At 54.5% G+C, this 25050-nt stretch carries 24 protein-coding genes and 1 tRNA gene; 10 read left to right on the forward strand and 15 right to left on the reverse strand.

What is annotated here, in order from left to right:
- Positions 1-161: 161 nt before the first annotated feature.
- A complete protein-coding gene (locus tag OM794_RS09465; RefSeq protein WP_226249481.1) occupies positions 162-1508 on the forward strand; it encodes a Na+/H+ antiporter family protein in 1347 nt (448 codons plus the stop codon).
- Between the two features lie 66 nt (positions 1509-1574).
- Here the strand turns inward: OM794_RS09465 and OM794_RS09470 are convergent, their stop codons facing one another.
- Positions 1575-2306 carry an RNA methyltransferase gene (locus tag OM794_RS09470; protein WP_226249480.1) on the reverse strand — a complete coding sequence of 244 codons (732 nt, stop codon included), beginning with the start codon at positions 2304-2306 and terminating at the stop codon, positions 1575-1577.
- Between the two features lie 311 nt (positions 2307-2617).
- Here OM794_RS09470 and OM794_RS09475 point away from each other — a divergent pair, with 311 nt between their 5' ends.
- Both OM794_RS09475 and rnhA read left to right on the forward strand, forming a co-directional pair.
- Positions 2618-3988: a site-specific integrase gene (locus tag OM794_RS09475; RefSeq protein WP_226249479.1), complete on the forward strand. Its 1371-nt coding sequence runs from the start codon at positions 2618-2620 to the stop codon at positions 3986-3988.
- Between the two features lie 800 nt (positions 3989-4788).
- Complete coding sequence (gene rnhA / locus OM794_RS09480) at positions 4789-5295, forward strand: ribonuclease HI (RefSeq protein WP_226249478.1); 507 nt, start codon at positions 4789-4791, stop codon at positions 5293-5295.
- Positions 5296-5609: 314 nt separating this feature from the next.
- On the opposite strand, the gene OM794_RS09485 is transcribed toward rnhA, so the two are convergent.
- Positions 5610-6230: a recombinase family protein gene (locus OM794_RS09485; protein ID WP_319001075.1), complete on the reverse strand. Its 621-nt coding sequence runs from the start codon at positions 6228-6230 to the stop codon at positions 5610-5612.
- Between the two features lie 238 nt (positions 6231-6468).
- Between OM794_RS09485 and OM794_RS09490 the strand changes: the two genes are divergently transcribed.
- Positions 6469-6756, forward strand: coding sequence for a hypothetical protein (locus OM794_RS09490; protein WP_226249476.1), 288 nt, complete (start codon positions 6469-6471; stop codon positions 6754-6756).
- A 93-nt stretch (positions 6757-6849) separates the two neighbouring features.
- On the opposite strand, the gene OM794_RS09495 is transcribed toward OM794_RS09490, so the two are convergent.
- Genes OM794_RS09495 through OM794_RS09505 form a run of 3 tightly spaced genes read right to left on the reverse strand, consistent with a single transcriptional unit; the run spans position 6850 to position 12865 of the window.
- On the reverse strand, positions 6850-10074 hold the full coding sequence (locus OM794_RS09495) for a type I restriction endonuclease subunit R (RefSeq protein WP_226249475.1): 3225 nt from the start codon (positions 10072-10074) through the stop codon (positions 6850-6852).
- Entirely contained in the window at positions 10071-11309 is a 1239-nt protein-coding gene (locus tag OM794_RS09500; RefSeq protein ID WP_226249474.1) for a restriction endonuclease subunit S, read from the reverse strand. The genes OM794_RS09495 and OM794_RS09500 overlap by 4 nt, the downstream gene beginning before the upstream one ends.
- Positions 11306-12865: a type I restriction-modification system subunit M gene (locus OM794_RS09505; RefSeq protein WP_226249473.1), complete on the reverse strand. Its 1560-nt coding sequence runs from the start codon at positions 12863-12865 to the stop codon at positions 11306-11308. Before OM794_RS09505 ends, OM794_RS09500 begins: the two co-directional genes overlap by 4 nt.
- A 236-nt stretch (positions 12866-13101) precedes the next feature.
- On the opposite strand from OM794_RS09505, the gene OM794_RS09510 reads away from it, so the two are divergent.
- Both OM794_RS09510 and OM794_RS09515 read left to right on the forward strand, forming a co-directional pair.
- The gene (locus tag OM794_RS09510) at positions 13102-13269 is read left to right on the forward strand and encodes a hypothetical protein (protein WP_226249472.1); all 168 of its coding nucleotides are present in this window, start codon (positions 13102-13104) and stop codon (positions 13267-13269) included.
- Positions 13269-13661, forward strand: a complete 393-nt coding sequence (locus OM794_RS09515; protein ID WP_226249471.1) for a MarR family winged helix-turn-helix transcriptional regulator — start codon at positions 13269-13271, stop codon at positions 13659-13661. The genes OM794_RS09510 and OM794_RS09515 overlap by 1 nt, the downstream gene beginning before the upstream one ends.
- Here OM794_RS09515 and OM794_RS09520 read toward each other — a convergent pair.
- The 6 genes from OM794_RS09520 to OM794_RS09545 form a co-directional block, all read right to left on the reverse strand.
- Positions 13635-14627, reverse strand: coding sequence for a reverse transcriptase family protein (locus OM794_RS09520; RefSeq protein WP_226249470.1), 993 nt, complete (start codon positions 14625-14627; stop codon positions 13635-13637). The two genes, OM794_RS09515 and OM794_RS09520, sit on opposite strands and share 27 nt — an antisense overlap.
- Positions 14627-14914: a helix-turn-helix domain-containing protein gene (locus OM794_RS09525; protein WP_226249469.1), complete on the reverse strand. Its 288-nt coding sequence runs from the start codon at positions 14912-14914 to the stop codon at positions 14627-14629. The genes OM794_RS09520 and OM794_RS09525 overlap by 1 nt, the downstream gene beginning before the upstream one ends.
- Positions 14915-14957: 43 nt before the next feature.
- Complete coding sequence (locus tag OM794_RS09530; protein ID WP_226249468.1) at positions 14958-15347, reverse strand: hypothetical protein; 390 nt, start codon at positions 15345-15347, stop codon at positions 14958-14960.
- 414 nt (positions 15348-15761) lie between these two features.
- Entirely contained in the window at positions 15762-17405 is a 1644-nt protein-coding gene (groL, locus tag OM794_RS09535) for a chaperonin GroEL (RefSeq protein WP_041158428.1), read from the reverse strand.
- Between the two features lie 81 nt (positions 17406-17486).
- Positions 17487-17780, reverse strand: a complete 294-nt coding sequence (locus OM794_RS09540) for a co-chaperone GroES (protein WP_027959273.1) — start codon at positions 17778-17780, stop codon at positions 17487-17489.
- Positions 17781-18013: 233 nt separating this feature from the next.
- A complete protein-coding gene (locus OM794_RS09545; RefSeq protein WP_088701605.1) occupies positions 18014-18499 on the reverse strand; it encodes an FxsA family protein in 486 nt (161 codons plus the stop codon).
- A gap of 181 nt (positions 18500-18680) precedes the next feature.
- On the opposite strand from OM794_RS09545, the gene OM794_RS09550 reads away from it, so the two are divergent.
- Positions 18681-19442 carry an SDR family NAD(P)-dependent oxidoreductase gene (locus OM794_RS09550; RefSeq protein ID WP_226249467.1) on the forward strand — a complete coding sequence of 254 codons (762 nt, stop codon included), beginning with the start codon at positions 18681-18683 and terminating at the stop codon, positions 19440-19442.
- A gap of 96 nt (positions 19443-19538) precedes the next feature.
- On the opposite strand, the gene OM794_RS09555 is transcribed toward OM794_RS09550, so the two are convergent.
- The 3 genes from OM794_RS09555 to OM794_RS09565 all read right to left on the reverse strand — a co-directional run bounded on the left by OM794_RS09555 (position 19539) and on the right by OM794_RS09565 (position 21657).
- Positions 19539-20525, reverse strand: a complete 987-nt coding sequence (locus OM794_RS09555; protein ID WP_226249466.1) for a hypothetical protein — start codon at positions 20523-20525, stop codon at positions 19539-19541.
- Between the two features lie 51 nt (positions 20526-20576).
- Positions 20577-21227, reverse strand: coding sequence for a hypothetical protein (locus OM794_RS09560; RefSeq protein WP_226249465.1), 651 nt, complete (start codon positions 21225-21227; stop codon positions 20577-20579).
- Between the two features lie 345 nt (positions 21228-21572).
- Positions 21573-21657, reverse strand: a tRNA-Leu gene (locus OM794_RS09565).
- Between the two features lie 82 nt (positions 21658-21739).
- Between OM794_RS09565 and OM794_RS09570 the strand changes: the two genes are divergently transcribed.
- Both OM794_RS09570 and OM794_RS09575 read left to right on the forward strand, forming a co-directional pair.
- Positions 21740-22444: a ComF family protein gene (locus OM794_RS09570; protein WP_226249464.1), complete on the forward strand. Its 705-nt coding sequence runs from the start codon at positions 21740-21742 to the stop codon at positions 22442-22444.
- A gap of 54 nt (positions 22445-22498) precedes the next feature.
- The gene (locus OM794_RS09575; RefSeq protein WP_226249463.1) at positions 22499-23473 is read left to right on the forward strand and encodes a serine/threonine protein kinase; all 975 of its coding nucleotides are present in this window, start codon (positions 22499-22501) and stop codon (positions 23471-23473) included.
- A gap of 41 nt (positions 23474-23514) precedes the next feature.
- On the opposite strand, the gene OM794_RS09580 is transcribed toward OM794_RS09575, so the two are convergent.
- Entirely contained in the window at positions 23515-24075 is a 561-nt protein-coding gene (locus OM794_RS09580) for a hypothetical protein (RefSeq protein ID WP_226249462.1), read from the reverse strand.
- Between the two features lie 362 nt (positions 24076-24437).
- On the opposite strand from OM794_RS09580, the gene folE reads away from it, so the two are divergent.
- Complete coding sequence (gene folE, locus OM794_RS09585) at positions 24438-24989, forward strand: GTP cyclohydrolase I FolE (protein ID WP_226249461.1); 552 nt, start codon at positions 24438-24440, stop codon at positions 24987-24989.
- Positions 24990-25050 lie beyond the last annotated feature (61 nt).

The following is a 25050-nucleotide window of genomic DNA, read 5'->3' on the forward strand; positions in this document are numbered from 1 at the left end:
CGAAAGAGTGATGGTAGGTAGTATGGTGCGATGCAGCAATGATGTCGCGACTAAAGTAGCAAAACGTTAAGCATGCAGCGCGGTCTTAGGTTTACCTATTTAATCTGCTAAAATCCGCCCCCTTTGCTGTCAATGACCTCTCAATAGCTCTAGGAATTTTCATGAATGCAGTAATTCTTGCGGTGCTCGTAATGGTGGCGCTATCGCTGGCGCGTGTCTCAGTGGTATTTGCGTTAGTCGTCGGCGCTTTAGTGGGCGGTTTAGTGGGTGGGTTGTCGCTAGAGCAAACACTGGACGCCTTTAATCAAGGCGTTGGCGGCGGAGCCCAGGTAGCCCTGGCCTACGCCACCTTGGGGGCCTTTGCGGTGGCGATCTCCCGCTCTGGATTACCGGATATGCTGGCTAACCGTTTAATTACACTGCTCGGCAAAGAGACCAATGCCGTGCATCAGGCGCGGGTCAAAATGCTGTTACTAACGGCTGTGTTGTTGGTGGCGATCTCTTCTCAGAACGCTATCCCCGTTCACATCGCCTTTATACCGGTGCTGATTCCGCCGCTGTTGACCGTGATGAACCGTTTAAAGCTGGATCGTCGTGCGGTGGCCTGTGCGCTTACCTTTGGTTTAACGGCACCCTACATGCTGCTACCGGTTGGGTTCGGGGCGATCTTCCTCAATGACATTCTTCTGGCCAACTTAAATAGCGCCGGGGAGCCGTTAGGGTTGGAAATTACTCGCGGCATGGTGCCGATGGCCATGGCGGTTCCGGTGGCTGGCATGGCGTTGGGGTTAATCGTTGCGCTGTTTTGGAGCTATCGCCGCCCGCGAGAGTACCAGGCTCAAGATATGGCTAACGCCAATATTACTGAAGGCCACACCCCTCCCAAGCCGCATAGCCTGGGGCTTGTGATGTCGGGGGTTGCTATTGTCGCCGCCCTCGGTCTGCAGCTTTACAGCGGCTCAATGATACTGGGCGGTTTGGTAGGGATTGGCCTGCTTTCAATGGGCGGCATCTTTAAGTGGCGCGAAGCGGACGACCTGTTTACCAGCGGTATGCGCATGATGGCGCTGATCGGTTTTATCATGATCTCCGCGGCGGGTTTTGCCGAAGTCATGAAAACCACGGGAGAGATTGATGCGTTGGTATCGGGGGCCTTTGCACTCTTTGGCGATAACCGCGGCTTAGCGGCGCTGGTGATGTTACTTGTAGGGCTGTTTATTACCCTGGGTATCGGCTCGTCGTTCTCAACCATTCCGATTATTGCCGCCATTTTTGTGCCTTTGGCGGTACAGTTTGGCTTCTCTCCCATGGCCACAGTCGTGCTGGTGGGAACCGCCGCGGCGCTAGGCGACGCTGGCTCGCCGGCATCGGATTCAACCTTGGGGCCAACCTCTGGGCTTAACGTCGATCGACAGCACGATCATATGTGGGACAGCGTGGTGCCGACGTTTCTGCACTACAATATCCCGTTAGTGGGCTTTGGCTGGCTAGCGGCGATGATGCTCTGAAGATCCTATCTTTAAACTAAAAAGGGACAACTTGGTTGTCCCTTTTTAGTTGCTTTAACGCTATCACTATTTAGGTAGATGGTTTTCAAACGCGCTTAATAGCCCTCTTAACAACGAAAGCTCTTTCCGGCTGGGCTGAGCACGGGCGAAGAGAGCTTGAAGCTGCTCTTCAGTGCGGGCGTGGGGCTGGGTTAAAAAGCCACTTGCCTGCATTAAGCGGCTCAGGTGCGCTTGAAAGTGTAAGAACTGCTCCCGGCTGGGCGGCGTTGCCTCCAGCGGGCGCTGATAAGTAAAGCCGCTCTCATCACCTTTACGCCAGGCGCGATGTACTTCATAAGCCAGTATCTGTACCGCCTGGGATAAATTGAGAATACCGTAATCAGGATTGGAGGGAATACTGACCTGATGCGTGCAGCAGCGAATCTCATCGTTAGTCAGCCCCGAACGTTCACGCCCAAACACTAGCGCCACCGGCGCCGTTTGCGCATTCTGGATGACGTCTGCCGCCATCTCATCGGGTTCGTCAAAGTGGGGCAGGGGCAGGCTGCGCAAGCGTGCACTGGCACCAACGACCTGGACGCAATCGTTAACGGCTTCCTCCAGCGAGCTAACCACACGGCCACTCTCCAGTACATCAGTGGCGCCTGCCGCAAGGCGGGTCGCTTCTTCATCAGGAAACAGGCGTGGATTAACCAGCACCAGCTCGGTCAGGCCCATGGTTTTCATGGCTCGCGCGGCAGCGCCGATATTGCCGGGGTGAAAGGTCTGAACGAGTACGATACGGATATTCTGCAACATGCGCTGGTGCCCGGTAGTGGAAATATAGCTTAAAAAAATCGCCCAGATAGTAGCACGTTCAGCCCTGGAAATGGCTGACAAAACGCTATCGACAACCCCGCGCCTGTGCACGCCTCAAAACGCAAGAACCCCACACAAGGCGGGGTTCTTGGTGACAGCTAAACGCTAGCCGTCGATAGAGCGAAGGGCTCAGGGGTGCATTACATCATGCCGTTTAATCACACCCTAACTTACTGAAACCATTGACGTTCAATGGGTTGCGGCTACAATGCTTCCTACATTCCTTCCTACATTTTGTGCCGCCTATAGACATGAACGACCGGAAGCATCTCAAGCTACGCCACAACACCTGGTACTTTCAGAAGCGCGTCCCGAAGGCGCTGAAGCCCCTCTACCCCGACCGAGACATCATTGAGCAGTCCCTGGAGACGGGGGACATCAGGGAGGCGCGAGAGAAGCGAGACATCCTTCTCGGACAGTTGCGCCAGAGAGAGCGGCTGTTGAAAGTTCAGGAGCAACCTCGCCAGCGATTCCTGCAGTATGTCGACCAGCTGAGCCAAGTGGCCGGGGATCGGTTCGTTGGCCCAGGCGTGACTTGGGATGAGGTCTTGGACCCCGAGTCAGTTGGCCGTGCGACCGACCCTGAGTATGTGGAAGCCTTCAAGGCCGTTTCGCAAGGCAAGTCCGAGAGTGAGAAATATGGCGTGACCTTGAAGGAGGTGCTCGACTACTTCATCAGGAACAGTGAGCGTGAGCAGCTCCATACCGAAGGCACCAGAAGCCGCTTCAAAAAGACCGTTACCGCTTTCCTACGCTACCTCAACAATAGCGATATCCAGATGAGCAGGATCGAACGATCCAGAGTATTTGATTTCATCGAGCACTGCAGGGAGAAGCTGTCAGGGTCAACCGTACAGGGCCACTTATCTCGCCTGAAGACGCTATGGGACTACGCTTATGCCCGTGCCTGGGTATCGGCTGACAACCCCTTCGAGAAGCACAAGATCAACACCACCAAGGGACGTCAAAAGAAACAGCCGTTCACAGAGACCGAGTTAAGGCAACTCATGGCAGCCATGGAGCGCCAGCCTTTCTCGATGCAGCTTCTAACCCGGATGGGGCTGTACACTGGGGCTAGGATCAGCGAGTTGGTCAGCCTGAGGCTCCATGACTTCAAGGAAGAAGATGGCATCCTTCTCATGGGCATCGCCTCGCACGAGGACGGCAAGACAGAGGCAGCAACCCGGTGGATTCCAGTGCCGAAGCCGTGCCTCCTCCAAGTGGAGAAACTCAGAACGGGAGCAGCCGATGCGGACTCGGAATATCTTTTCTATGATCTTGTGAGCATTCGACCGGATGGACGGCTTGCTTATCTGGCTACCAAGCGCTTCGGCGAGATTAAGCGAAAGCACGCAACCGAGCGCCAGGACAAAGGCTTCCATTCATTCCGGGTAATGATGGCTACAGCATTGCAACAGGGCGATGTCTCGGAGCTGGTAGCTGCCTACCTCCTCGGCCACAGTCGTAAGGGGCTCACCATGAGCTACGGGTATTACAGCAAAGGCTACGATGCCAAAAAGCTTCAGGAAGCGCAGGATCGTGCAATCGCAGTAATTGACGAGATGCTCACCGAGAAATCCGATCAGGCGGTCACTCAGCTGGAACAAGTGGAAGCCATGTAAGCCCCTAGCCTCGGTGAGACGTTGCGTCGGATCGGGGATAGCCTCGGGTAAGAGCCAGCAGCACAGCTACGTTCAATTAGGGGACAGTTATGGAGAACAACACAGAGAGGCGATGACTGGTAATTAAGTGACAGTCTTAGAGAAGAGGAACGCATGTTCCCGGCTCTGTGTTTCTTGAAGACCTCGCTGAGGGGCGCACATGCAGCGTCCCTAGAGGCCTACTTCCTTTGAGCTTTCGGCATGAGCTGTATGAACGCACCAGATGGCACAACCAGACTGGTGGCAGTTGGGGCAGACGTGAACCGGACAAGACCGGCGCAGATGATTTGAGGGGGCACTGCGTTGAAGTCGGCTACATCTGACATGGTTCAGGTGGTGGTAGTAGAGGGGGCGAAGCCCCACTTTCAGTGGGTCTTATAGTTCTTCTATCAGATAACCATTACTTCATAATCATCATAGTTATTCACCTATACAGGTCTCTATCTATAAGCCCTACATCAAGTCTCTCTTGTGGTCTCTCTGTTGGCTAACCCTGTGAGTGACATCCACAAGATCACTTGATGAAACCATCCTCAACGGTTCTGACATGGATTGTGATGATGACTGAAGATCAGTTGTCTGAAGCATTCTGTCAGCTCCCATCAGTACTGTCGGCCACTCCCTGAGCCGACTACAAGTCAATCTCTAAGTTAACCCAGTGACATCCTCGAAGGCGATTGGTCAGGTAGGCGGTTTGTATCCGCTCACTGGTCTGTCTGCCTGAAGGGAGCCAGTCGCTTTCGACGATGAAGGATACAACCATGAAACCAGACATCATCATCTACACCGATGGCTCTTGCCTAAACAATGGGTCGGAGTTCGCCCCAGGCGGGTGGGCAGCGGTGTTAGAGAATGACCGCAAGCAACTGCGGATCAGTGGGCGAGAATGCCCGACGACCAACCAGCGGATGGAGCTGAGGGCTATTATCGAAGGCCTAAAGGCGATCCAAGGCAGTGGCAAGGTCATCAACATCTACACAGACAGCGCTTATGCCCGGAACGGCTGCATCACTTGGCGACACAATTGGAAGAAGAACGGCTGGAAGAAAAAGTCCGACAAGAAACCTGTTGAGAACCTTGATCTCTGGAAGCAGTTGGATGAACTGCTGGATCAACATGAGGTAACGCTGCTCAAGGTGAAAGGCCACAGTGGCCACCCGCAGAATGAACTAGCCGATAGCATGGCTGTAGCTGCTGCTCGCGGACAGGTCTTCAAGGGTTACCGGCAGGTCGGTGACTACCAGTTCGACTGGAGGGAAGTCGCATGATGAGAAAGGCTGCTGAATACTCTTTCAGGGCGACGGAAAAGCGGAGCAAACCGATTCTGCCTGAAGTCAGGCCAAACAAGCGATACCGGCGGAAGAGAACACAGGTTAGCTGACCCGGAATTTTGCGGCAAAATCTGAGGCGGTATTATACGCGCTGCGAGACGAGACTTCCCCCCTGGTCCCGGGCATGGGCCTGTGAAAATGACACCGGCTGGGGGAGGGGAGTCCAAAAGAATCTGCTGGCGCGGGTGCATAATGGTAACTTGTGCGCCAGCATCCAAAGGTAAGTCAATCGCGGATGATGGACAGACATTTCATGTAGCCGCACCCATTTTGATGGCTCGTTGAACTGTACTTGGAGCACACCCAGCCAGTTCCGCCGTCTTGCGAATACTGAAGCCTGTGGCTCGCAGCTCCCTGATCTTTTCATGAAGCGCCTCATCAGTGGGACGCCCCTTGTAGATGCCCTTAGCTTTGGCTTGCTCGATCCCCTGGGTCTGACGCCTTCTACGATCCTCGTAGTCTTTCCTAGCGATAGCAGCCAGCATGTCCAGCAACATGGCATTCACGGCATCCAGCATCCTGGCAGTGAAATCGTCTCCGCTGGTCACCCGCATGGCGGCATGGCTCGTTGGCAGATCCAGGGACACCACTCTTACACCAGCCTTCTGAATGGCGCTCTTCAGCGTTTCCCAATCATCACGGGTCAAGCGGGTGAGTCGGTCCACCTGTTCGATCAGAAGGACATCTCCAGGCCCCGAGTCGGACAACAGCCGCATCAGCTCGGAACGCTCTGCCTTGGTGCCACTGACGTTCTCGGTGTACCACGCCGCCACGCGAGCGCCATGCTCCTGTGCAAACCTGCTGAGGGTCTCACGGGCTCGCTCGGCGTTCTGATCCTCGGTGGAGGCCCTCAAGTACCCACGGATAAAGATGTATGGTGACATCGTTCGCTACCTCTCTCACAACCCCTGTACTCGTTTGGGTGTGATGATTTTTAGCGTATCCGTTTGGGTTGTCAAGAGTGCCATATCGGTACGCCTAGACCCGGCCTATGACCGTGCTCGTTGAGGTATACCCAAAAGAATGCGCTGTGAAAAATCAACAGATATACGCATTGGCTCTCCTGCTTGGTCTATGCTTTAAGATGCCCTACCACAAGGAGAAGCTCATATGAGTTCGATGAAAGATGGCATCCACCACATTGCCCAGACTTCCGTTAAGGCTACAGCCATTATCACCGAAGGGATGATTTCCGCTGGTGTAGATCCTCGTGAAGCCCACAAATATGCAGCCCCAGTTGCAGCGCAGGTCATGGCTGGCCAGGTGGAGGATATTTTTGGTGACGCAAACGCTGCTCAGTTCACTGAACGTCTACGGGAGCTTGGCAGTGAGCACGCCAGTTGGAATCAAGCGCAACCAGCAAGGCAATTCGTGTGCTACGAAGACAAGGAAGAGTGAGTGATTGAGCTACCGCCTCGGCATCCGCCAGATGTCGAGGTGACCTTTTGCTTGTTAGTTCTTTCTTTGTCTATGTGATTGATTTAATTATTTTTATTGCCTGGAAGGATTCGAGTAAACACTCTGCCCACCACCGTAGTAACTGGTCATCAGATGGTGGAAAGCCGCATCACATTTCTCGTTGTAGATGTCTTCCTCGAAGCTATCCGGCAGTCCCCGGTCGAAGACGATTTCCAGGGTACGGCGGACATCGCCCTTGGCCTGGGCCTTCTTCCGCCAGTCCAGCACCAGCTTCTCCTCCTTGAGTGTCTCCAGCAGTTCCCGACACATGGCCTTCACCTGGGCCACCTCCTTGTCGGTCATTTCCGGTGCTGGCTTGGTGATGATGTCGAACAGTGCCAGCTCCTCTTCAGTCAGCCCCTCACGGATTGCCCGCTGGTCTTCTTCCTGCAGCTCCTCTGTGAACTTCATCAGCTGCTGGAAGAACGCCTCGATGTTCAGGCTGCCCGAGTTGTACTTCTCGATCAGCTTCTGGAGCTTCTCCATGAAGTCGGTGCGGCTGGGGTTCTTGGCCACCATGCTCTCCAACTTCTGGTTCAGCAGTGCCCGCAACTTCTCAGCCTCGGTGCGCTTCTTGCCCTTGCTGAACCTCTCCTTGAGCTTCTCGAAGTCGATCTGGCTGAGATCGAAGAGCTTCTCCTCATCAGTATCCTCGATAACGTAGGGCACCGGAGCGACCGACTGATCCAGCAGGTCGTCCACGTCCCTCATCACCTGTGAGATGTCCACTTCGGGCTCCAGCGCCTTGATCTTCTGGGCCAGCACCGAAAGCAGTACCGCATCGGGGGCCAGATCATTGGCTGAAGGATCAGGGAGGATGGCTCGGTAGACTCGGGAGGTGGCCCTGGCGAGGTTCAGGAAAGCCTTTTTGGTCTCTTCGCTATCCAGTAGCTTCTCGCGGGCATCGTCCAGCAAGGCAACTTTATCGAAGCCTCCAGCAGTTTTGATCGCCTCGGGGTCAATCTGCTTTTCGGTCAGGAAGGTAATTCCCTTGGCCAGCAGGTGCTTGAGGTACTCAACCAGCTCGGCCTTCTGGTGGATCGGTGTATCACCATCTTGAGGCGGCTCATCTCCGTATCCTGGCCTCGGCTCAGCTACCTTTGATGAAGCCCCGCCATAGATGGCCAACGCCTCCTGCAGCTTCCTGAAGACACCCGCGTAGTCCACGATCAGACCCGCTTCCTTGCCGGGGTACTTCCGGTTGGCCCTGGCAATGGTCTGCATCAAGGTGTGATTCTTCATCGGCTTGTCGAGGTAGATGGTCGAGCAGGAAGGCACATCGAAGCCGGTGATCCACATGGCACAGACGAACACCAACCGCAGCGGTCCATCAGGATCCTTGAACTGCTCGTCGAGGTCTTCCTCCACCATGCGCTTGCGGTGAGGCAGAATGTCGAGCCCCTTGTCCGCCAGCTCTTTCACCTCGTTCTGACCCTGGGAGACCACCACTGCCATATCGGTCGTCTCCAGCACCTCGATCTTGTGCTTTAGCGCCTCCTGCTGCTCCTTTGGGGCCGATTCCAGATCAGCCCGAAGGCGGGCCAGGTAGTCTTTCCAGTGGGCCTGAACCTTGTTGTACATCTTCACGGCGGTGGCCTTGTCGATGCAGACCATCATCGCCTTGCCTTGGTGGCCCCTGCCGACGAAGTGCTGCACCAGATCTTCGGCAATGGCCTCCAGGCGGTCATCGCGGGTAATCAGGTGGTACTCTCGGGCGAACACACGCTCGACCTTCTTCTCCTGATCCTCGTCCAGTTCTGCATCTTCCAGCAGCCGGGTCAGATCGTCGTTGAGGTTATCGTTGATCAGTTGCAGCTCGGGGATACGGTTCTCGTAGTAGAGCGGTACCGTGGCCCCATCGGCGATGGACTGTCCGAAGTCGTAGACCGAGATGTAGTCACCGAACACTTCCTTGGTCTTCTCTTCACCGGCCATCAGAGGCGTCCCGGTGAAGCCCAGGAAGGCGGCATGGGGAAGCGCCGTCCGCATGTTCATCGCTAGGGTGTCGTACTGGGAACGATGGGCCTCGTCGGTGATAACGATGACGTCCTGACGGTCAGAGAGCTTTGGATACGTCTCACCTTGCTTGGTGCCGAACTTCTGGATCAGCGTGAAGACGTAACGGTGATCCTCGCTGAGCAGCTGCTTGAGGTGGGCACCACTCTCGGCATGGGCCTCCACCTCGTTGACTGCACCGGTGGCAGCGAAGGTCTTATATATCTGCTCGTCCAACTCGTTGCGGTCGGTGACAATCACGAACGTCCAGTTGCCGGTGATCGTGCGATGGATCTTCTGGGTGAAGAACACCATAGAGAGCGACTTGCCCGACCCCTGGGTGTGCCAGAATACCCCTAGTCGACCCGCCTCACCGGCAGGGCGATCTTTGATGCGCTGCAGTTCGGCGATAGCCTTGTTCACTCCGAGGTACTGGTGGTTCTTGGCGATCTTCTTGATAGTGCCACCTTGGGCCTCCTCGAACACCGTAAAGTTCTCCACGATGTCCAGTAGCCTTGTTCGCTCGGCAATGCCTCGGATGGCAGTCTCCAGGGACACCACGCCTTTCTCACCCTCGTCGTTGATCCGCTTCCACTCGAAGAGATGCTCCCAGGGGGAGAAGGTGCTGCCCACCAGAGTCTCGGAGCCGTTGGAGAGCATCACCACGGCGTTGTAGGTGAACAACTGGGGAATCACCGAGCGGTAGTCGCTCAGGTTGCCATCATAGGCCGACTTGAGGGTCTTGTGGCTGGTCTTCAGCTCCACGAACAGCAGCGGCAGCCCGTTCACGAAGCCGACCAGATCGGTGCGCCGAGTATGCAACTCACCCCGCACCCAGAACTGCGAGGTCAGCAGGAAGTCGTTCTCCTCGGGCTTGCTCCAGTCGACCACCCGCACGGTCTCGATAGTGGTGCCGCCGTCCTCCTCGGATACCTCGACCTTCACGCCATCCTTGAGCAGCCGGTAGACCTCCAGATTGGCGTTCACCGCCAGCAACTTGGAGCGGTCTCGGGTCAGCTCCACGATGGCCTTCTCCAGGGCATCGGCGGGCAGCTCGGGGTTGAGCTTCTCCAAGGCCACGCGCAGCCTGGGCACCAGCACCACATCCTGCTGTGTCTGCCGTCCCTCGCTCGATACCGTACCCAACCACTCTCCGTAGAGATTGGCAGTGTCCCAGCCCAGATCAGCGAACAGCTCGATAGCGGGCTGCTCGACCAGGGCATCTTCGGAGTAGGCATAGGTGGGGGATGGCGGGGGCGTCATGCGGCTTCGACCTCCTTGTCGTCGGGCATGGGGATATCGGATACGTCGATCTCACCGGAAACCAGCTTGGGCAGGAGCAGGTCGCGTTGGGCGCGTAGGTTGGAGTTCTTGCGCTGGAGCCGGTTTACCAAGATGTATAGAGGATCAACCAATAGCGAAAACTGATCCACAACTTTAGGATCAGGCGTCATTACTCTTACTCCAGATAATCCATCCAACGTAAGCTGAGGCTGCGCAGCTCCCCCGACAACAGACATCACAGGGGCGTTGAGCATAACTTGCTCAATATATCCGAAATGGGTGTTCAGTTCTGAATCTTTAGGCATCACAGTGAAAGCGTTGTTCGTCACCAATCCTGCTTCTGGTGCTCTCCAAACGGTACCGCTTCCGTTGCCTCGGGAAGTAATGAGCGTTGTTGGCCCGTCGATATTGAACTGGTCGCAGCGACCGATCACGCCGCCACCTCCAAAAACTGGGTATTGTCCGTTTGGATCTAGGTTTTTCTTTGGGAACGTTTTCCCGTATTTTATCTTAAATGCATCTGTGGCCGCCTCTGTCCACCACCCCTCAGGAATCTCCCCAAGCTCACTCTCCTTGAAGTTCACCTCCTCATGCCCTGGGAAACGGAAGTGGACGAACCACTCCTCGTACAACCGCCGGGCCATCTCCTCAAGGATCTCGATGCGGCGCGTATTGTTCTCGATGAGGTCGTCGTAGGCGGAGAGGATGGAAACGACTCTTTCCTGCACTGGCTCAGGAGGGAGTTTGAACCTGAATGCCTTTATATCGCGACCGCTGATGTGTGGAACGTTTACGCCAGTTGTGATTGAAAGCACGTGGTTCGTGAAGTCATGGCTTCCGATGACATATCGCAAATAGTCAGTGAGCAAACCGTCAGTGCCACGCAGTCTCGCAACTCGTTGAACCAATAAACATGGCAAGTCGCCTTCTTTTATCCATGCATACTTTAGTCCCGCTGAAATCCAGGGGCGATCCATGGCCAGTATTACATCGCCTTTCTGAAGGTGACAGCTTGAGTAGGCCTCATATTCTTCACGCGGCCATCGCTTTGCATCATTCCAGCGCAAGAAACCCTGAGCCACATTGTCCCCTCGCAGCAAGCGAATATCGTTGTCATCCTGGGTGAACTGCTTACTCTTAAACGGATACCCAGTTAGCAGATCGACGTGGTTTCCTAGCTGCACCTCTTTCCAGGTATTGTTGTGCTGTGTCATGACGCTTCTTCCAGAACCCGGGCGGTGTTAGCGGATATCGTTTCTTCTAACTCTCTGGCCTCGGAGTTCAGTACTTCCAGCTCCTCTGCCAGCTCTTCCAGCCGCTCAGCAAAGTCCACATCCTCAGCTTCTCTCGCTGCCGCCCCGACATAGCGCCCAGGGTTCAGCGACCAGCCCTGCGCCTCGATCTCTTCCCGAGTCGCCACCTTGCAGAGTCCAGGCACATCAGTGTACCCCTCGCTCAGCCCCTTCTCGGCCAGCAGCGGCTCACTGCCCTGATCGAGTTCTACAGCTTCACCACGATAAAGGCGCACGATGTTGGCCAGGAACTCGACCTGCTCCGGCAGCCAGTCTCGGTGCGCCCGGTCAATCTGGCGGTAGATATGGCGAGCGTCGATGAACAGCACCTTGTCACCGCGTTCAGTCCCGCTCTTGGCTCGGTCAAAGAACCACAGGGTGCAGGGCAGCGTGACGGTATAGAAGAAGTTCGGCCCAACCGAGACGATCACATCGACGGCACCTGACTCGATCAACTTCTGGCGGATCACCTGCTCGCTACCTCGGGCATCTCCCGCCGAGTTGGCCATGACGAAACCAGCCCGCCCGGTCGGCTTGAGCGAGGCGAAGAAGAGCTGGATCCAGAGGTAGTTGGCGTTGTCGGTCTTGGGCACACCGAAGGGGAAACGTGGGTCGCCCTCTAGGCGCTCCTTGTCCACTCCCGAGACATTGAACGGGGGATTGGCCATCACGAAGTCGAAGAAGCCGTCACCGTTCTTGTAGACCGCACCGTGAGGATCCTCGTAGTAGGTGTTGGACACCCGCACATCGCCGGAGAGGCCATGCACCGCGAGGTTCATCTTGTTGAGGTTGACAGTGGTCTGATCCTTCTCGGTGCCAAAGATCGAGATTTCGTCCATGGCCGTCTTATGGTGGCGCTCCACGAAGTCTGCCGAGTGGACGAACATACCGCCTGAGCCACAAGCCGGGTCGAAGATGCGCCCGTGGTAGGGCTCGATGATCTCGACGATCAGCTTGACGATGGACTCAGGGGTGTAAAAGACACCGCCTTTCTGGCCTTCCTTCAGTGCAAAGTTGCCGAGGAAGTACTCGTAGACCTTGCCGAAGGCGTCCCCAGAAAGGTCAACCGGAGCGAGCTGCTTGAGCAGTTCCTGCAGCACCCAGTTGTCCAGGCGGGTGTAGGTTCGCGGCAGGGCACCCTTGAGGTCTGGGTTCTCGTCCTCAATGGCCTTCATAGCATCGTTGATGGCCTTGCCGATGTTGTCGCCCTCGGTGAGCGACAGCAGGTGCGAGAAGCGGGCGGTCTCAGGGAGGAAGATCACTCCCTCGGCCAGATAGTCGTCCTTGCTCACCTTGCGTCGGCCACCGGAACCCACCGGCCCGAGCTTCTCCTCGGCGGCTGAGTACTTCTTGTCGGCGTACTTCAGAAAGATGAGCCCCAGCACGGGGGTCGAGAACTCGGCGGGCTTGAGGCCAGTGTTGGCCCATAACTGGTCAGCTGCTGCCCATAGGCGCTTCCCCACGTCTCCATTAACCAAGGCGTACTGCTCCTAATGCTTATTGATCATGCTTTGTCTGATATTAGCTATGCATCTTACTACAGCAACCCCTTCCCCTGGCAGGTGAGCAAGACAACCCATCGCGCCCGCAACTGATGCGCAGCGTCATTACATGCAATATTTGATTATATGTTATTGATTTTAAAGCTTTTATTGTTGATCACGATGATGCTATACCAATAAGGTCTCTCGCATATAGCATCGGAGGGTTCGGTATGAAGCTGGAGATTGGGCGTTGGGGTCTCGGTGTGGCAATCAGATATTTCGAGCTACGCCTGTTCCTGGGGGACTTCTACCTGAAGATCCCCGGAAGGCTGGAGGTGGCCTGGAACTCCACAGGTCGCTATGTCGACCGCATTGAGCGCAAAAGGGGGGAGAGCTGATGGACGGCCTCGGTGCCCCTTGCCAAATCCCTGACATCGACGGGGAAGCAGTAGAGCGAGTATCAGCCAGAATCGGCATCACACGCCTGATCGGCGCAGTCGCTGTCATCCGTGAGGTTGCGCCTGAGATTGGCATCCAGGCCGTCCATCTGCTGCTGGAGGTTGCCAGAAAGCCCGGCATCACCGTCAGTGAGCTGATGCGGAAGACGGGGCTGTCGCAGTCATCCTGCTCGCGCAACTTGGCGCTGCTGTCGGCACAACACCGACTCGGAAAGCCGGGGCTGGATCTGGTGTACACACAGGAAGACCCCTCGGAGCGACGCCGGAAGCTGGCTCGCTTGACCCCCAAGGGAGAAGAGCTGGTTTCATTGGTTGTCGACTCGGTGCGCTAGGGGTGCGGCTTGGAGGAGTGCATCCAGACGCTGGGATAGTCGCCTTCCCTCGGCGTGTTTCAAGCGAACTAGTCTTCCGACTCGTCCCTTGGCGCTGTCCCAGGCCTTACGGTTCTCGGGCGTCATACCCTCTTCGTTGACTGCCTTTTCCAGGTGGCGGACTGCAGAGCGGATCCGGTTTCGCTCGTCCTTGCTGATTGCTGGGGAGCGCCCGGCAGTGATCAGCCCTGTGACCTCCAGCTTTCGCCCCTTACGGCTGACTTGGCTCTTGGAGCGTTTAGGCCGACACCCCTTTGAGGTCAGCATCCGGTATACCTTGGCCCTGGCCTCGCCAACGGCGCTGTCTGGAATCCGGCAGCGGGATGAATAGGTCACATCATCGACGAATCGAGAGTATGTCAGGCCCATCGCCTTCAGATCTTCTACCAGTTGCGCCTCTCGGTCCCAGAAAGCGAGATTTGCTAGGTAGCTGCTCGTCTTGGCTCCCTGTGGTATGGATCCCTTGCGCGTAGTCAGTTTGGTCAGCAGTGCTGCAACTTCAGGTGAAAACCTGAAGAAGCGTAGCCAGACCGAGAACACCAGTTTGCGATCCAGCGATGGGTAGAAGTCCGCAATGTCATCCAGTATAAGAATTGCTGCCCCCGTATGCAGGGCCGCATTCGATACGTGATCCCTCGGGAACTCGGTATCCTTTATCCCGCCATGCAGGTAACGGGGAAAGCGCACTTTGTGAAGGGTCTTCTGGACGATCTGATGCTGTACTCGCTTCAGTGCAGGGTACGCGTCGTAGGTCATTCGAGGGCTGCCGTCCTTCTTCTTCTGAGGAACAGGTCGGTAAGAAGAAGACGCACTCTCGGCGATAGCTTCCAGTTTGGGGAGCGGTGTGTTCAATAATCTCGCGAGGTGCTCAGGATCCACAATCGGGTTGTGGGGGTAAAACGGCGTCAGCTCAGACGAGACGAACATCAAGCCGACTCTCTCATCAGGTTCAGCGCAACGGCTGAGAGCTTTTCCTTCAGCTCTGGAGTAAAGCCTTTCAGATCGTCTTCCTCAGCAGCAAGAAAGAGCAGCAGGGTCATCGGAACTTCCAACCCCCTCGCAATACTCTCCAGCGAAGACAGGCCTGGATCTGACCTTTCACCCCGCTCAAGGAGCGATAGATAGGAGACTGACACGCCAGCACGTTTGGCCAACTCACCTTGAGTCAGCTTACGCTGCTGGCGGCACAGTTTGATTGCGTATCCAATATTCATATTTCGCAACCAATTGAAAATCTTAAAGTAGTGGTTTGCTGTGTCACAGGAAGTCCTCAAAAAGCGCCTTGATCACGGGAAGGTACTTCAATGCCTCACCGAGCTTGGCCAGAGCGGCAGCCGCCGTTGCTGGCTTTGGGTCGGCAGTCAGTGCCTCCTCCAGAATCGTAATCGCCTCATCCAGTCCATCTGTAACGCGAGCATCTACGTCGTCATGCATCTCCGACCGCACCTGCTTGAGCAGGTCGACAGTCTTGGTTAAACGTGCAGTATTCATCGGAAATACCTCTTCTCTCATCGGGCGGAATTGCCCCGCCGTCAAGCAATTGAGCCGATAAGGAACGCGTAGATGCTCCAGCAAACCACCGTTCAGCTCCTTGTTAAAGGAGCCTCCCGCCGTACAAGACTCCTGACCACCGAGTATCTGAGACACCAAGCAGCCGGGTCGCTGTGCGGCAAGTGAACCCTGGGTGAACAACTCCCTGGGTGACCAACAAGGTTGGCCCGCTTGCAAGCTCAATCGAGGTAAATCAACACGTTTAAAGAGCACCTGGGTGGTACACCCAGCCTAGAACCAATAGTAGCTGTAATTTTACTGCCAGTCAAATTTTGTGCATTGCGGGGTTAGCTGGACAAGTACCCACCAAAAGAAAACCCCCGGTGTCTGGGAGTAGGCTTCCTACATTCCCATGACCGGGGGTTTCGTTTAGCAGGGCAGGAAGCTCGTCAGGAGAAGGTCTGGTAGCTTCGCAGCTGTCGCCAGACCTTCCTACAATCTTCCTACATCTACGCCTACATTGTTATGTAAGACATTGATTTCAAAAGAATGCTAGGGGTGGTCGGCAGTTTACATCATGCCGCCCATACCACCCATTCCGCCCATGCCGCCCATATCAGGTGCAGCGTCTTTCTCTTCAGGGTCTTCTGCGATCATGCACTCGGTGGTGATCATCAGGCCAGCAACAGAACCAGCGGACTGCAGTGCGGTACGGGTTACTTTCGCTGGATCCAGAACGCCCATCTCGAACAGGTCGCCGTACTCACCGGTTTGTGCGTTGTAGCCGAAGTTACCTTCGCCATCTTTCACGCGGTTGATGACCACAGCGGGCTCTTCACCGGCGTTCGAAACGATTTGACGCAGCGGAGACTGCATAGCGCGTAGCGCCATGTTGATACCGTGGTTCTGGTCTTCGTTATCGCCAGTCAGGCCTTGTACTTTGGCCATGACGCGAACCAGTGCAGTACCGCCACCAGGCACCACGCCTTCTTCAACGGCTGCACGGGTAGAGTGCAGGGCGTCTTCAACGCGGGCTTTCTTCTCTTTCATTTCCACTTCGGTGGCAGCACCGACGCGGATAACGGCAACGCCGCCTGCCAGTTTGGCAACGCGCTCTTGCAGCTTCTCTTTGTCGTAGTCAGAAGAGGTGTCTTCGATTTGCGCGCGGATCTGGCTAACGCGTGCTTCGATATCCCCTTCTGCACCAGCGCCATCAATGATGGTGGTGTTCTCTTTCGACATGGTCATGCGCTTAGCGGTACCCAGGTGATCCAGGTTCGCCTGCTCAAGCGTCAGGCCGACTTCTTCAGAGATAACCGTGCCGTTAGTCAGGATGGCGATATCCTGCAGCATGGACTTACGACGGTCACCGAAGCCAGGCGCTTTGGCAGCAGCTACTTTAACGATACCGCGCATGTTGTTAACAACCAGCGTTGCCAGGGCTTCGCCTTCGATATCTTCAGCGATGATGGCCAGCGGCTTGCCTTGCTTGGCAACGGCTTCGAGAACCGGCAGCAGCTCACGGATGTTGGAGATCTTTTTATCCACTAACAGGATGTAAGGATCTTCCAGTTCAACCGTCATGGTGTCCTGGTTGGTAACGAAGTAGGGCGAGAGGTAGCCGCGATCGAACTGCATACCTTCAACGACTTCCAGCTCGTCTTCAAAGCCACGGCCTTCATCGACAGTGATGACGCCTTCTTTGCCGACTTTTTCCATCGCTTCGGCAATGATTTCGCCGATGCGCTTGTCGCCGTTAGCAGAGATGGTGCCTACCTGAGCAATCGACTTGGTGTCGGTGCAAGGTACAGACATTGCTTTGATCTCTTTAACCGCAGCGTTGACCGCTTGGTCGATGCCGCGCTTGAGATCCATCGGGTTCATGCCCGCTGTTACGCCTTTCAGGCCTTCAGCGATAATGGCCTGGGCCAGAACGGTAGCAGTAGTGGTACCGTCACCCGCGGCGTCAGAAGTCTGTGAAGCAACTTCTTTCACCATCTGGGCGCCCATGTTTTCGAACTTGTCTTTCAGTTCGATCTCCTTGGCGACAGAAACACCGTCTTTAGTCACGGTGGGAGAACCGAAAGATTTTTCCAGTACCACGTTACGGCCTTTCGGGCCGAGGGTAACTTTTACAGCGTTGGCCAGAACGTCAACACCGCGAGCCATACGTTTACGGGCGTCATCTGAAAATTTAACTTGTTTAGCTGACATATCTGCTACTTCCTAAATTGAATGCAAAAACGTGAAAGTAATGGATTCGGTGCGCTCACAAAAGGTGAGCAGCAACGATTGTTAGCCTTCAACAACGGCAAGAATATCGGCTTCGCTCATGATCAAGACTTCTTCGCCGTCGATTTTTTGCTTCTCAACGCCGTAGCCATCTTTAAAGATCACGTTATCGCCAACTTTGACGTCTAGCGGACGGACATCGCCATTTTCCAGAATGCGACCATTACCGACAGCGAGAATTTCACCGCGTGTCGGTTTTTCTGCTGCATTGCCCGGAAGCACGATGCCGCCTGCAGTTTTCTGCTCTTCTTCAACGCGACGGACGATGACACGATCGTGCAAAGGACGGATATTCATTCACGTTCTCCTGAGTATGGTTGAAGCCCTGGTAGGGCGGTTAGCTTAAAAGTGTTCTCGAGGGAGTAACCCGCGAGAAGTGAAGACTTTACAGTCTTCATTGTTAATGGCAGCTCCCGTAAAGATCGCTGCCGAATTTGTGTGCTGAATGAAAAATGGGGGCTGCGGATGACCTTTCAAGGGGGGAGGTAATAAAAAATTGCTTTTCCGCTGATTTTCTTTTGAAGTGAACCTCAACGACGGCGAGGGGGCTCATCTCTGCTGATAAAATCCCCTTCAATCGGGCCATCCTGTTGTGACGATTGACTGTTTGGATAGTCATCAGGTCGAGCTGAGGAAGCGCTTGAGCCTTGCTGCTGCCCGGCAACTTTTTTAAGCCCCAGCCAGGTAAGTGCCTTGAACATCAGCTGGCGTGCGCTGGGAATCAAGCACGCCAGGCCTAGCGCATCAGACAAAAAGCCTGGGGCCATTAATAAGGCACCGCCGAAGATAAGTGCAGCGCCCGTTAGTAGCTCGCTGGAGGGGAGTTCGCCGGCCTGCATCCGCTGGCGAGCCCGGGCAAAGGTGGTTACACCCTCTTTACGTATTAGATGTAGCCCGACAAAACCGGTTCCGAGCACTAGGAGTAGCGTCATGAATAGGCCGATCTGGCTGCCAATCGAAAACAGAACCACAAAATCAAGTAGCGTAAAGAGTGATATAAAAATAAGAATAGGCATGGCTAACTCCAGAAAAAGCGACTCGATAACCGTCGTAATTGCGTAATATGGTGACATAAATATAAATAGCAAGCAGCTAGCATGGCGTATTTCAGCGGCGATGTAGCTCGATTTATGCCCATAATTCTTCTATGCTGCAATGCACAATGAAGCTGGATTAATCTGTTGTGAGGAGTCACGAATGGTACTGACCGATAAAGTAATTGCCGTCACGGGTGGGGCGCGAGGGTTGGGTTATGCCATGGCGCTGCGTTTAGGCAAGCAGGGCGCGCGCATGGCGCTATTGGATATGAGCGCTGAAGCGCTTGACCAAGCGGTATCGCAACTTTCCGCTGAAGGTATCGATGCCCAGGCGTTTGTGGTCAATGTTGCTGAAGAAGCCTCCGTGACTCAGGCGTTTGCTGATATTGCCCAGCGCATGGCGCCGATTAGCGGTTGTATCAATAACGCGGGTATTACCCAGGATGCGCTGTTGGTAAAGGCCAAAGAAGGGAAAGTGGAAAAACGCATGTCCTTTGAGGCTTGGCAAAACGTTATTAATGTCAATTTAACCGGCGTTTTCCTATGTGGTCGCGAGGCCGCCACTCAGATGATTGAAGCCGGACATGAAGGTGTGATCGTCAATATCTCGAGTATTTCCCGGGCAGGCAATATGGGACAAAGTAACTACGCTGCTGCAAAAGCGGCTGTGCATGCATTGACCGTCACGTGGAGCCAGGAGTTGGCGCGCTATGGTATTCGTACCGGCACCGTAGCGCCGGGTTTCGTGGCTACCGAAATGACCGCTGCGATGCGCCCTGATATGTTGGAGCGTATCTCGTCGAGCGTACCGTTAAAGCGTTTGGGTGAGCCCGATAATATTGCCCAAAGTGTTGCCTTTATTATGGAGAACGACTACTTCACTGGGCGCATCATTGAGTGTGACGGCGGTTTGCGGCTGTAGTTAGCTGCGGTTATTTGCCGTGGTAAGACGACGATTGATGGGCGGCTCAAAAAGGCCGCCCCCAGTGCGTGTCTAGTTTGGCTCGTGTATTAAAGCTTAAAAGTAGTCGCGGTTAATTTTGCGCTGAAAATACATCTCTAGGCGCAGTGTCATCGCCCAGCGTGGGTCGTAACTGACATCGCGCTGGAAATGTAATTCCGGGATTACATCGGCAAATAAAATGCCTTTATGAAGATCGCGGCGGTAGCGTGTCTGCAGGTAGTAATTGGTCATGCGCGGGTTGGAGGCACTTTCACCAATGGCTATCGCCGAGTAGCGCAGTGCACTACGTCGGTTAATGCGGTGATTGATTTCGGCAACTTCACTGTACTCGAGTTTATCCTCCTCCTCGCGCCATTGGACGGTAGTGATAAAGCGTAAGTGGCGGCGTGCGCTCAACGGCCGACCGACATCCCAGCGTGTGCGCGCTGAGTAGCCTTCATTGTTGAACCAGGAAACGCGGTTATTCGACTCAAGCTGCCATGGCCCTTCACCCAGTTGCCAGAGACGCTCGCTGGTGAAACGCACGTAAGGGTCAAGAGGGAGGCGCAGGCGAACGCCGGCACCTACTCGATTGCTCCAGTTTTCGCGTTTATCGCGGCTTTCCAGCCAATCCAAACCAAGCGTAGAGCTACGGCGGTCACGCTGGTCATTGGCGAGCCGTCCAGAGCCTTGCTCTTCCAGGGTGCCCTGTGACTCTTCGGGGTCGCTCTCGATGACCAGTCGCAGACGATCCTCTGAGGTCGGGAGATCAATACGGTAACGAAGGGTCGTATCGCCGCTAGTGCCGTCGCCCTCCATCCAATCAATCTCTTGACCGAAACGCAGGTAGGACTCGTTGTTGACCTGCATATGCTCGTCAGTGCCAAAGAAACCATCGATGCGGCGCGACGTGTTATCTACCCAGTTGCCGACACTTTCACGAAAGGGCTCAATACGCTCTTCCGCCCACTCGGGTAAATCACTATCTTCCTCCTCTGCGTGCAGATTCGTCGACACCGTAGTGAGTATGCCAAGCCAGCAGAGGGTTACAAATTTATGCATCGTCAGTCGTCTCGGTAATGGGGCGCGTCGCCGCTTAGCAATAGCGTTGATTCAGCGTGCTTTGTGGGTTTCGATCTCTTTTGCCCACTCCAGCACTCGCTTACGTTGGCCACGGCTATTGAGTCGATCCGTATCGACACTCGCCGGGATAAGCTGATGATTGGGAGACGCATTCAAGTCGAGATTAAAGGTTCGCGATGCGCCGGTCGGCATGTCTTCGGACCCATAAATAGCGATAACGCGAATTTCAAGCTGGATATTCTGCTCTTGCAGCTGATTGTCATCGATTTCCCAATAATCTTTAACCTGATTGACGATATCGCCAAACGATTGAATGTTCAGGTAATCCCCAGAAGCTAGCGGGCCTTGATGGGTGCGGTAGCGGGTTTCCTGTGACTGCTGCTCATCTTTTTGTTCCTCACCCCCGCGCTGCTGGTACTCCACCACATCCAGGGAGTAACTGCTTTTGTGCGTATGCAATACCGCGACAAGGTGCTGAATATAGATGGCTTCACTGCTCATATTGCTGATTAAGCAGATAGCGTCCACGCCGATTCCTCTGCCGCGATTAATAATCACACGAGGGCGACGCTGCCGCACATAGCCGTTATAGAGAAGCTGGGCATAAAATACCCACACGAAAAGCGTGCATATGCTCGCTACCGCCGAGATTGCTTGAGCATTATCGTTGAGCCATTCCATAGTGTGAGATCCTTCTCATCTTTATTAGCGATCATCCCTCAATATAGCGTTGAGTGATAGCCATTGAGGGAACTTTTGTAAGTTATTGAGTGTATAGGCTAGCGGAAAAGCAGGGGCAAGTCAGCCAAACCGGCTGCTGCTAAAATTTGATACAGTAAATGCCAGGCATGCAAAAAAATGGCGTTGAGCCATTGCTGTTTTCAACAGATAAGAATAGGCGTTTTTGAGGGCTACATTGACATAGTGCTTATAAGAAAGCCGCTTATAAAGCGCCAGAACCAAGCAATATGAAGACTTTCAAAAGTAAGAAGGGAAATGCTAACTGCTTGAATACTAAAAAGTAATTGGTGCGGATGGGGAGACTCGAACTCCCACACCTTACGGCACTAGAACCTAAATCTAGCGTGTCTACCAATTCCACCACATCCGCTAAGACGAGGCGTATATTATCAGCTTTGTGGCGTAAGTCAATCAATGATTTGATGTTTATGTACAAAGTGTAAGGAGCGGACATGGCATTACAGCAGTGGCTACAGCGGGGAGGGGAGTGGATCAAGCAAGTCATGCCTGGCTACTGCGCCTTTTGCTTGGCACCTGCATTGGCGGGGCGAGGGTGGTGCGCAACCTGTTTGTGCGAGCTGCCGTGGAACCTGTATGCCTGCCGTCAATGCGCTGACCCTGTCGCCCATGGTACGAGCTTGTGTGGGCACTGCCTAATTGAGCCACCGGCATTTTCTACCACTCAGGCGTGTCTGTTGTATCAAGAGCCGATTAAGCAGCTGGTGCATGATTTTAAATTCCATGCTTCTCCGCGGGCGGGCACGCTACTCGCTGAATTAATGCTGCTAACTCCACCGGCTACTCTCGGCGATGCTTTTTTACCGGTGCCCATGACGCCTCTGCATGCTCGTACCCGGGGATTTAATCAATCGCGCTGGTTGACCGAACAGCTCAGCCGCCCACTGGGCGTTCCAGTGGTGACTGCTAAACGAATAAAGGATTCCCCATTCCAGCGCACCTTGAATCGCCGCCAACGGATTGCCAATCTGGTGGGCGCCTTTGTCTTTGAATCACCGCCCCCGGCGCATTTGCTAATAATTGATGATGTGGTCACCACCGGCTCCACTGGCCAGGCATTGGCGCGGGCCGCGCTGAATGCTGGCGCAAAGCGCGTTGATATTTGGGCGGCAGCGCGGACACCGCTAGGCAAGGATTGATAGAATAGCCTTTTCGCATACTCATTAGCGCTTTCGCCAACCCAGGAGTGGCCTATGTCACACCCGTTTAGCTCTCTTTCGCCTGACTTGGTGATGTCTGCAGTGGAGTCGCTGGATATTTGGCCTGCAGGCGAGCCTTTTGCGCTGAACAGTTATGAAAACCGTGTGCTGTTGTTTCGCGATGATGATGGCAAAAACTGGATCGTGAAGTTTTACCGACCTGACCGCTGGTCTGATGAGGCGATCCAGGAAGAGCACGACTTTCTACAGGAACTGGCTGAGCAGCAGGTGCCGGTCGTTGCCCCTTGGCGTGATAAGGCGGGGGCGTCGTTGCACTATTTCAAGGCGTTTCGTTTTACGCTGTTTCCCCACTGTCCCGGCCAGGCGCCGGAGCTGGATAACCCCGCTCACCTATTTGCCATGGGGGAACTGCTGGGTCGGTTGCATCAAGTGTCGGCCAAAAAAGCCTTTCAGCACCGCCCACGTTTAGAGATGGCGAGCGGTATTGTTGATGCTCAGCAGCGCGTGCTGGCCAGCCAATGGATGAATAGTCATCAGCGCCGTGCCTACGACCGTGTAATCGAAAAGGTGCTTCAGCAGCTTATAAAACATAACGTACCTGCCAGTAGCATGATTCGCTGCCACGGGGACTGCCATTTGGGTAATGTGCTTGGGCGTGATGAGCAGTTTACCCTGGTCGATTTTGACGACTGCACCATGGCGCCCGCTGTTCAGGATATCTGGATGCTACTGCCAACCGATGATCCTCAAGGGTGGCGATCCCACTTAAGTGAAATAGCCGAAGGGTATGAAGAGGCGCGCCCATTTCCCACTGAACAGATGGCGCTTATTGAGTCGCTAAGAAGTTATCGGCTGATAAGGCATTCGGCTTGGCTGGTGTCACGTTGGGAAGACCCCGCTTTTCCTCGGGCGTTTCCTTGGCTGGCGGATAGTGGCTATTGGGATCAGCATATCCGCCAATTAGGGCAGCAGTGCCTTCAGTTAGAGAACCCTCGCTGGCTGGCGTAAGAGAGCGTTAACGCTCGTGTTGCAACGATAGTAGATTAAGCTCAATCAGGCACAGCTTCTTCGCGCGGCACAGGGTTGGCGATACCTTCTCCGTCCGCTTGACGACGCTGCTGATTAAGCTCCTCTGAAGGGTTATCTAGCTCCTCAATCTCAACGGCTTGGTCAAGTGTTAGGAGGAACGTCTGGCCAGGGGAGAGCGTGCAAGGGGTGCTCTCGCAGGCGATGGCGTATTGGCCATCTTGGTCATAAGCGCTGGCGCTAAATTCGCCAGTAAAAATATTGCTGTCGGCGTCGTGGGTTTCAATACAGGTCGCCTCTTGGGTGGTAACGCGAATGCGCTCATCAACCAATTGCGCACTGCCCACAATCACGCAGTATTCAGGTAAAGAGTGCGAGGCGTTGGCGGCTTGGGTTGGGTGTAGCAAAATATCATTAAGGCGCGTTTGGTTTGATTCAAACGTAAGCTCTTCCACCACCTCAACGCCGACGGTTGCTTCATTGGGCAGTGAAAGCGTGGCTTCCGCAGCAGTAGCCAATAGCGGCATAGCAAAAACCGGGGCCGCGAGGGCGGTTAACCAAAAAGGCGTTGGTTTAAATGACATAGCGAGCTCTCTATGTTGGCGCCTGCGATCAAGGCAAAAAAATTGAACCCATGAATCATATCACAGGCCCCTAGGTGACAAAGTGAACGACGCGGCGCTCTGTCGCAGGTAAACAAGTCACAGACAACCTAGATGCGGTAAAATGCTCTACTTGCTCAATACTTGTTGTGCGGGATCTTCTGAAAGTATACCTTCTGTACAATATATGTAGAGGAGGGGCGGAGATTATTGCCGCTCTGGTAATGGGGTTACTTCTCGTGCAAAAAAGGATTTTCTCTTGCGAACCGCCTGGACGCGATTGCGCATGGCTTTTTGAGCCAGTTTTGAAGTGGTTTTTGAAATAGTTATTGATGAGGCTAAATATGTCCGATGATATCGCTGAGCACTACCGCCAGATAATCTCAGCACTTGGCGAAGACCCCAATCGAGAAGGGTTACGCGATACGCCTAAGCGTGCAGCCAAGGCCATGCAATTTCTCAATGCGGGCTACACTCAGTCATTGGACGACATTATTAATGGCGCGGTGTTTGAGTCGCAAACGGATGAAATGGTGCTGGTAAAAGACATTGAGCTCTACTCCATGTGTGAGCATCACCTGCTGCCATTTATCGGCAAATGTCATATTGCTTATTTGCCTGATGGAAAGGTGTTAGGGCTCTCTAAGTTTGCCCGTATCGTCGACATGTTTGCCCGTCGTATGCAGATTCAGGAGAACCTAACCCGCGAGATCGCCGAGGCCGTGCAGGAGGTTACCCAGGCAAAGGGCGTTGCCGTGGTCATTGAAGCGCGGCATCTCTGCATGATGATGCGTGGCGTGGAGAAACAAAACTCCAGCATGACTTCGTCAGTAATGCTGGGTGGCTTCCGCAAGAACCAAGCGACTCGGCACGAGTTTTTAATGCTCATTAGCTGAATTTACCGGTGGCCAGTGGCTGGTGAATCATGCCGTAAATTTGGTTTGAAGGGGTGTTTCG

The sequence above is a fragment of the Halomonas sp. BDJS001 genome (assembly GCF_026104355.1).
Classification (GTDB): domain Bacteria; phylum Pseudomonadota; class Gammaproteobacteria; order Pseudomonadales; family Halomonadaceae; genus Vreelandella.

Coding starts and splice junctions, on each gene's coding strand:
- OM794_RS09465 (WP_226249481.1), top strand. CDS start 162: ATGAATGCAGTAATTCTTGCGGTGCTCGTAATGGTGGCGCTATCGCTG.
- OM794_RS09470 (WP_226249480.1), bottom strand. CDS start 2,306: ATGTTGCAGAATATCCGTATCGTACTCGTTCAGACCTTTCACCCCGGC.
- OM794_RS09475 (WP_226249479.1), top strand. CDS start 2,618: ATGAACGACCGGAAGCATCTCAAGCTACGCCACAACACCTGGTACTTT.
- rnhA (WP_226249478.1), top strand. CDS start 4,789: ATGAAACCAGACATCATCATCTACACCGATGGCTCTTGCCTAAACAAT.
- OM794_RS09490 (WP_226249476.1), top strand. CDS start 6,469: ATGAGTTCGATGAAAGATGGCATCCACCACATTGCCCAGACTTCCGTT.
- OM794_RS09495 (WP_226249475.1), bottom strand. CDS start 10,074: ATGACGCCCCCGCCATCCCCCACCTATGCCTACTCCGAAGATGCCCTG.
- OM794_RS09500 (WP_226249474.1), bottom strand. CDS start 11,309: ATGACACAGCACAACAATACCTGGAAAGAGGTGCAGCTAGGAAACCAC.
- OM794_RS09510 (WP_226249472.1), top strand. CDS start 13,102: ATGAAGCTGGAGATTGGGCGTTGGGGTCTCGGTGTGGCAATCAGATAT.
- OM794_RS09515 (WP_226249471.1), top strand. CDS start 13,269: ATGGACGGCCTCGGTGCCCCTTGCCAAATCCCTGACATCGACGGGGAA.
- OM794_RS09520 (WP_226249470.1), bottom strand. CDS start 14,627: ATGTTCGTCTCGTCTGAGCTGACGCCGTTTTACCCCCACAACCCGATT.
- OM794_RS09525 (WP_226249469.1), bottom strand. CDS start 14,914: ATGAATATTGGATACGCAATCAAACTGTGCCGCCAGCAGCGTAAGCTG.
- groL (WP_041158428.1), bottom strand. CDS start 17,405: ATGTCAGCTAAACAAGTTAAATTTTCAGATGACGCCCGTAAACGTATG.
- OM794_RS09540 (WP_027959273.1), bottom strand. CDS start 17,780: ATGAATATCCGTCCTTTGCACGATCGTGTCATCGTCCGTCGCGTTGAA.
- OM794_RS09545 (WP_088701605.1), bottom strand. CDS start 18,499: ATGCCTATTCTTATTTTTATATCACTCTTTACGCTACTTGATTTTGTG.
- OM794_RS09550 (WP_226249467.1), top strand. CDS start 18,681: ATGGTACTGACCGATAAAGTAATTGCCGTCACGGGTGGGGCGCGAGGG.
- OM794_RS09555 (WP_226249466.1), bottom strand. CDS start 20,525: ATGCATAAATTTGTAACCCTCTGCTGGCTTGGCATACTCACTACGGTG.
- OM794_RS09560 (WP_226249465.1), bottom strand. CDS start 21,227: ATGGAATGGCTCAACGATAATGCTCAAGCAATCTCGGCGGTAGCGAGC.
- OM794_RS09570 (WP_226249464.1), top strand. CDS start 21,740: ATGGCATTACAGCAGTGGCTACAGCGGGGAGGGGAGTGGATCAAGCAA.
- OM794_RS09575 (WP_226249463.1), top strand. CDS start 22,499: ATGTCACACCCGTTTAGCTCTCTTTCGCCTGACTTGGTGATGTCTGCA.
- OM794_RS09580 (WP_226249462.1), bottom strand. CDS start 24,075: ATGTCATTTAAACCAACGCCTTTTTGGTTAACCGCCCTCGCGGCCCCG.
- folE (WP_226249461.1), top strand. CDS start 24,438: ATGTCCGATGATATCGCTGAGCACTACCGCCAGATAATCTCAGCACTT.